This is a genomic window from Aquirufa sp. ROCK2-A2, assembly GCF_054558485.1.
The window spans coordinates 138,872-145,328 of record NZ_JBPXKA010000008.1 but is presented as its reverse complement, the minus strand read 5'-3'; the positions used below and the strand labels follow the sequence as shown (position 1 = coordinate 145,328).

The 6,457-nt window shown below is 40.9% G+C and carries 4 protein-coding genes, 1 rRNA gene and 2 other annotated features; all 5 genes read left to right on the top strand.

The window, feature by feature from the left end; genetic code table 11:
* Window positions 1-152, top strand: a sequence feature (23S ribosomal RNA rRNA prediction is too short).
* 101 nt (window positions 153-253) lie between these two features.
* Window positions 254-2,517, top strand: a sequence feature (most likely nonfunctional fraction of RNA operon).
* An 85-nt stretch (window positions 2,518-2,602) separates the two neighbouring features.
* Window positions 2,603-2,714 (top strand): 5S ribosomal RNA (gene rrf, locus V7S76_RS10955).
* 135 nt (window positions 2,715-2,849) lie between these two features.
* On the top strand, window positions 2,850-3,404 hold the full coding sequence (locus V7S76_RS10950; protein WP_459510143.1) for a hypothetical protein: 555 nt from the start codon (window positions 2,850-2,852) through the stop codon (window positions 3,402-3,404).
* A gap of 7 nt (window positions 3,405-3,411) precedes the next feature.
* Window positions 3,412-3,813, top strand: a complete 402-nt coding sequence (locus tag V7S76_RS10945; protein ID WP_459510142.1) for a MerC domain-containing protein — start codon at window positions 3,412-3,414, stop codon at window positions 3,811-3,813.
* 63 nt (window positions 3,814-3,876) lie between these two features.
* A complete protein-coding gene (gene gatB / locus V7S76_RS10940) occupies window positions 3,877-5,337 on the top strand; it encodes an Asp-tRNA(Asn)/Glu-tRNA(Gln) amidotransferase subunit GatB (RefSeq protein ID WP_459510141.1) in 1,461 nt (486 codons plus the stop codon).
* A gap of 1 nt (window position 5,338) precedes the next feature.
* Window positions 5,339-6,457: a peroxiredoxin family protein gene (locus tag V7S76_RS10935; RefSeq protein ID WP_459510140.1), complete on the top strand. Its 1,119-nt coding sequence runs from the start codon at window positions 5,339-5,341 to the stop codon at window positions 6,455-6,457.

The window sequence follows — 6,457 nt, the reverse complement described above, 5'->3', positions numbered from 1 at the left end:
ATATCGATTTTATAAATGAACATGAACTGTCTGGGAAGGCGGGCCGTAGGAGGTGAGAGCCCTGTAATGGTAAGTTTATTTAATTGTAGGAGTATCCTGAGTAGGGGGGGACTGGAGAAATCCCCTTTGAATCTGCCGGCACCATCCGGTAAGGCTAAATACTACCAAGAGACCGATAGTGAACTAGTACTGTGAAGGAAAGGTGAAAAGTACCCTGAGTAAGGGGGTGAAAAGACCCTGAAACCATACGCTTACAAGCGGTCGGAGCCCTTTCGTGGGGTGACGGCGTGCCTTTTGCATAATGAGCCTACGAGTTACTTTCACTGGCGAGGTTAATCACGTAGACGTGAGCAGCCGGAGCGAAAGCGAGTCTGAATAGGGCGCTTAGTCAGTGGGAGTAGACGCGAAACTTTGTGATCTACCCATGAGCAGGTTGAAGCTCCGGTAAAACGGAGTGGAGGACCGAACCAGTTTACGTTGAAAAGTATTTGGATGACTTGTGGGTAGGGGTGAAAGGCCAATCAAACTGAGAAATAGCTCGTACTCCCCGAAATGTTTTTAGGAACAGCCTCGGGGTCAAGTTTTAAGCAGGTAAAGCTACCGATAGGACTAGGGGGAGTCAAATCCTACCAAATCCTGACGAACTCTGAATGGCTTAAAATATACCCGGGAGTGAGGGTTGGGGTGCTAAGGTCCCAATCCGAGAGGGAAAGAACCCAGACCAACAGCTAAGGTCCCAAAATTTTTACTAAGTTGAACTAAGGAAGTCTGATTGCAGTGACAGCCAGGATGTTAGCTTGGAAGCAGCTATTCATTTAAAGAGTGCGTAACAGCTCACTGGTCGAGCGAGGCGGGCATCGATAATAAACGGGCATCAAGTAAAATACCGAAGCTTTGGATTATATTTATATACTGGTAGGGGAGCATTCTGATCTGCGGAGAAGGTGAAGCGACAAGCTTTGCTGGAGCGTTCAGAAAAGCAAATGTAGGCATGAGTAACGATAATGAGGGCGAGAAACCCTCACGCCGAAAGACTAAGGATTCCTCAGCTATGCTAATCAACTGAGGGTTAGTCGGGGGCTAAGGGCCTAGCGAGAGCGACAGCCTAATGCACAACAGGTTAATATTCCTGTACTTACTTAATGGGCAATTAGATGACGGAGAGAATGGGTTACCAGATACTGACGGAATAGTGTCTTAGAGAGGCGGCAGCAATGCCAAACCGAGTGTAGCGAGTAATCTTCCAAGAAAAGTTTATGCGCATAACTGTTAAGTAACCCGTACCGTAAACCGACACAGGTGGTCGAGAAGAATATTCTAAGGCGCTCGAGTGAATCACGGCTAAGGAACTCGGCAAATTAACCCTGTAACTTCGGGATAAAGGGAGCCACGAGCAATCGTGGCCGCAGAGAAATGGCCCAGGCGACTGTTTAACAAAAACACATGGCTTTGCAAAATCGAAAGATGACGTATAAGGCCTGACACCTGCCCGGTGCTGGAAGGTTAAGGGGGGATGTTAGCTGCAAGGCGAAGCATTGAACTGAAGCCCCAGTAAACGGCGGCCGTAACTATAACGGTCCTAAGGTAGCGAAATTCCTTGTCGGGTAAGTTCCGACCTGCACGAATGGTGTAACGATCTGGGCACTGTCTCAGCCGTGAGCTCGGTGAAATTGTAGTAACGGTGAAGATGCCGTTTACCCGCAACGGGACGGAAAGACCCCATGAACCTTTACTATAGCTTAGCATTGAGTTTTGGTACTGGATGTGTAGGATAGGTGGGAGGCTGTGAGCCGGTGTCGCTAGGCATCGGGGAGCCAACGTTGAAATACCACCCTTCTTGTACTGGAATTCTAATCCGTTAAACGGAGACATTGCTTGGTGGGTAGTTTGACTGGGGTGGTCGCCTCCAAAAGAGTAACGGAGGCTTTCAAAGGTTCCCTCAGCACGCTTGGTAACCGTGCGTAGAGTGCAATAGCAAAAGGGAGCTTGACTGTGAGACCGACAAGTCGATCAGGTACGAAAGTAGGATATAGTGATCCGGTGGTTTAGTATGGAACAGCCATCGCTCAAAGGATAAAAGGTACTCTGGGGATAACAGGCTGATCTCCCCCAAGAGCTCACATCGACGGGGAGGTTTGGCACCTCGATGTCGGCTCGTCACATCCTGGGGCTGGAGAAGGTCCCAAGGGTTCGGCTGTTCGCCGATTAAAGTGGCACGCGAGCTGGGTTCAGAACGTCGTGAGACAGTTCGGTCCCTATCTGTTGTGGGCGTAGGAATATTGACAGGTTCTGACTTTAGTACGAGAGGACCGAGTTGGACTGACCGCTGGTAAATCAGTTGTTCTGCCAAGGGCATAGCTGAGTAGCCACGTCGGGACCAGATAAGCGCTGAAAGCATCTAAGTGCGAAACTGACCTGAAGATGAGTATTCCATGAAGGGTCCGTGTAGACGACACGGTTGATAGGCTACAGATGTAAAGGCAGTAATGTCAAAGTCGAGTAGTACTAATTACCCGAAAGCTTACTATTTTTTAATTAATTGAAATGCTACTACTATTTATTTTTACTCACAATATGGAAAAAGGCTAAGCCTTGCAAGATTTATGGAGCCGATAGGACGGGTGTTCACCTCTTCCCATCTCGAACAGAGAAGTTAAGCCCCGCACCGCTGATGATACTGGGATCAAACCCGGGAAAGTAAGTAAGCTCCAAGTTATTAACATCAAGCCAATCCAGTAATGGGTTGGCTTTTTTTGTTGTATAAATTTTTCTGCAATAGTGTTGCATTTTGTATTTTTTTTTCTAACTTGCAACAGTATTGCATAATCGCTTTGTTATTTTTTAATTATATGAAAAATTTATTTCTACTTAGCATTTGTCTTTTCTTTTTTTCTTGTAAAAAAGAAAATGAAATTACCCCAGAGGATGATAATGAGCTTATTACTTCTGTTGAACTCGAATTTAAAAGCGATAACAAAAGCGATTTTGTCGTAAAAGGTTTAGATAAAAACGGAGATGGGGTTTTTGAAATGTTAGATCCTATTACATTGGATCGCAATACAAGTTATGAGATTGAAGTGGGTGTTTACGACGATTCTAAGTCTCCCAAGGTTGATGTTACAGAAGATATTGAGTCCGAAAGTGATGTGCATCTCTTCGTATACCAATTACTCCCTTCCAATTTAGGGACATTTTTGATTTTAGATAAAGATAAAAATGGTTTGCCTTTTGGTCGCAAGGTTAAATTAAGCACAAGTAGTATGGCTACTGAAAAACCTTCAGGTGGTAAGTTTCGAATTATGCTTAAACATCAGCCACCTGTTAATGGGAAAGTAGTGAAAACCGGTGATCCGAATGTTGGTAGTACTGATATCGATTTAACATTTGATTTGGTTATTAAATAATTGTATAGTGTCCGAAAAAAAGCAAGTTAAGCAATTAGTGACTGTAGAAAGAATTGGTATTTTTCTATCAGTTGTGTGTGCCATACATTGTATGGCAATGCCACTTTTTATTGTTTTTGCACCGATGCTTCTTTCCACTTTCGCCTTTTCCGGTTTAATGGAATGGATTCTCGTATCCTCAAGTTTTATTCTAGCGGCAATTCTCCTGTTTATTGATTATCGTAAACATCAAAAAGCACTTCCATTGATTTTACTTCTAATCGCTTTAGCCATTAAGCTTTCGGAATATTTAATACACCAATCATCTATTGAATGGATATTTGGAATTCTCCTAGGTCTGAGCATCGGCTTGGCTTATTGGGTGAATTATCAACATAAATCGACTTGTACTTGTAAAATCAAGTCATAATTCTCTCTTCTGCATCAATTTTGTTATCTTTACAGAATTAGAAGATCTTTTTATCCTTATTCAGTGAGTAATTTTCAATCTACAGCATACCAGCCAGTTATAGGCCTAGAAATACATGCACAGTTGCAAACAAATTCCAAAATTTTTGCATCTGATCCTGTACTTTTTGGACAAGCACCTAATACATTAATTACTCCCATTTCTTTGGGACATCCTGGTACTTTACCAAAATTAAATAAAAGTGCAGTTGAGTTTGCCATTAAAATGGGTTTAGCTTTAGGTTCAAAAATTAGTCCAAATCAATATTTCGATCGTAAAAACTACTTTTATCCTGATCTTCCAAAAGGCTATCAAGTAACACAAGACAAAACACCCATATGCATAGGTGGCGGTATACATGTTCATTTAAAGGAGGGAACTAAATACCTGGAATTTCACCATGTTCATTTAGAAGAAGATGCTGGAAAATCCCTACATGAAGGAGACAACCCTTTTAGCTTTATCGATTACAATCGGGCAGGAACTCCATTGATAGAAATGGTAACCGAACCAAGTATTCACTCTGCAGAGGAAGCCTATGCCCTTGTTTTTGAAATAAGAAAGTTGGTTCGTTACCTTGGAATTTGTGACGGAAATATGGAAGAAGGTTCGTTGAGAGCAGATGTGAATGTTTCTTTACGCAAAGTTGGTACCGAAACCCTAGGCACCAAAGTAGAAATTAAAAACATGAATTCTCTTCGAAATATCCAACGGGCAATTGAACACGAATGTGTTCGTCAAGCAGCATTATTGGATAAAGGAGAGAAAATTATACAAGAAACTCGGACTTTTGATGCTCATGCAGGTATTACCCACAGCATGCGGGTGAAAGAAACGATGAATGATTATCGATACTTCCCCGAACCTGATTTGGCTCCCTTAACCATATCACAAGATTGGATTAATGAAGTAAAGAATCAAATGCCCATTTTACCTTGGGAGCAAGAAAGTATTCTGATAAATGATTTTCAATTGCCAGCCTATGATGCACACATTTTGGCAGATAGCAAGGAAATGGCAGCCTATTTTCTAAAAGCTGCAAAATTAACAAAGGCTTACAAATCCTTGTCGAATTGGATCATGGGTCCTGTCAAGTCACATTTGAATGAAAATAATTTATCCATTCAAGACTTTGGAATTTCGGCTACAACATTGGCTGATATTGTAAATTTAGTAGAGGAAGGTATCATATCACATAATTTAGCTTCACACCAGTTATTTCCTTTATGTTTGACAAATCCTGACAAATCGGCGAAAGAAATCGTTGAAGAACAAGGATGGTCAAACACGCAAGGTGTTGATCAGCTAGCCCAATTCGTTCAAGAAAGTATAGAGGCTTATCCGGATAAAGTAAAGGAATACCATAAAGGTAAAAAAGGACTTATTGCTTTGTTTATCGGTGAGGTAATGAAAAAATCCAAAGGTACTGCAGATCCTAAAAAAGTAAACGCACTAATGTCTGAAGCATTAGATAAATTAAAATAAAATGAGAAAATCACTAATTATCTTATTTTTCTGCTTCTTTTCATTGAGCCAATTAATGGCCCAGAATTATAAAATTCAAGTGAAAATTGGCCAAATTATACCGAATAAAAAGGTGTATTTGGAACTGATTAATGCGAGAGGTCAAGCGATTAAAATTGATTCCTTGGCGCCTGACGGACAAAAATCAGTATCCTTTTCGGGTAAGGTGGTCAATGAAGGGGGCTTTTATCTAGTGAATTTTTTTGATGTTCCAAATGCCCAAAAAGTATTGTTAATCTTAGATGGGACAGAAAATATTGAGCTTATGGCCGATGGAATCAATACTCCTGAAAAACAGGGTGCCTATTCCATTAAATCCAATTCTGAAAATATCAAGTATATGCTTCAATTGATGTCGATTTCAAAAGAATTGGAAATAAAAGTGAAAGCATGGAATGAAGAGGTACAAAAAAATCCTTCCTCCTCTGCTCGAATTCAAGGGGAATTTACTTCCGCACAACAATTGACTTTACAAAAAATTAAAGCCTTAATTCCTCAAATGGGCTCTAATTTAGTTGCCTTGTGGGCTACCAATTTTTTACCCCAAGACACAGAAATGGCCACTTTAGAGGAAATTGGTAATAGATTAAGACAATCTCGCCCCAATCATCCTCAGGTAAAACCATTTTTAGAGAACCTCAAAAGATTAAAAGGTGCAAATACAGGCAATGACGCGCCAGAAATTGCACTTCCTACTCCAACGGGTGAAATATTAGCCTTGTCTTCATTGAAAGGGAAATATGTATTAATCGATTTTTGGGCAAGTTGGTGTGGACCTTGCCGACAAGAAAATCCAAATGTGGTAAAAACCTATGCCAAATACAAAGACAAAGGATTTGAAATCTTTGGTGTTAGTTTAGATAAAGATAAAGCTGCCTGGCTTAGAGCTATTGAGAATGATAAGTTAGTGTGGAAACATGTTTCTGATCTGCAATATTGGAATTCTGTTGGTGCGCAAGCATATGGCGTTAACTCCATACCAATGACTTTTTTATTAGACCCTGCGGGTAAAATTGTGGCAAAAGGATTACGAGGCCCGGCTTTGGAACAATATTTAGCAAATATATTTAAAGACAAATAA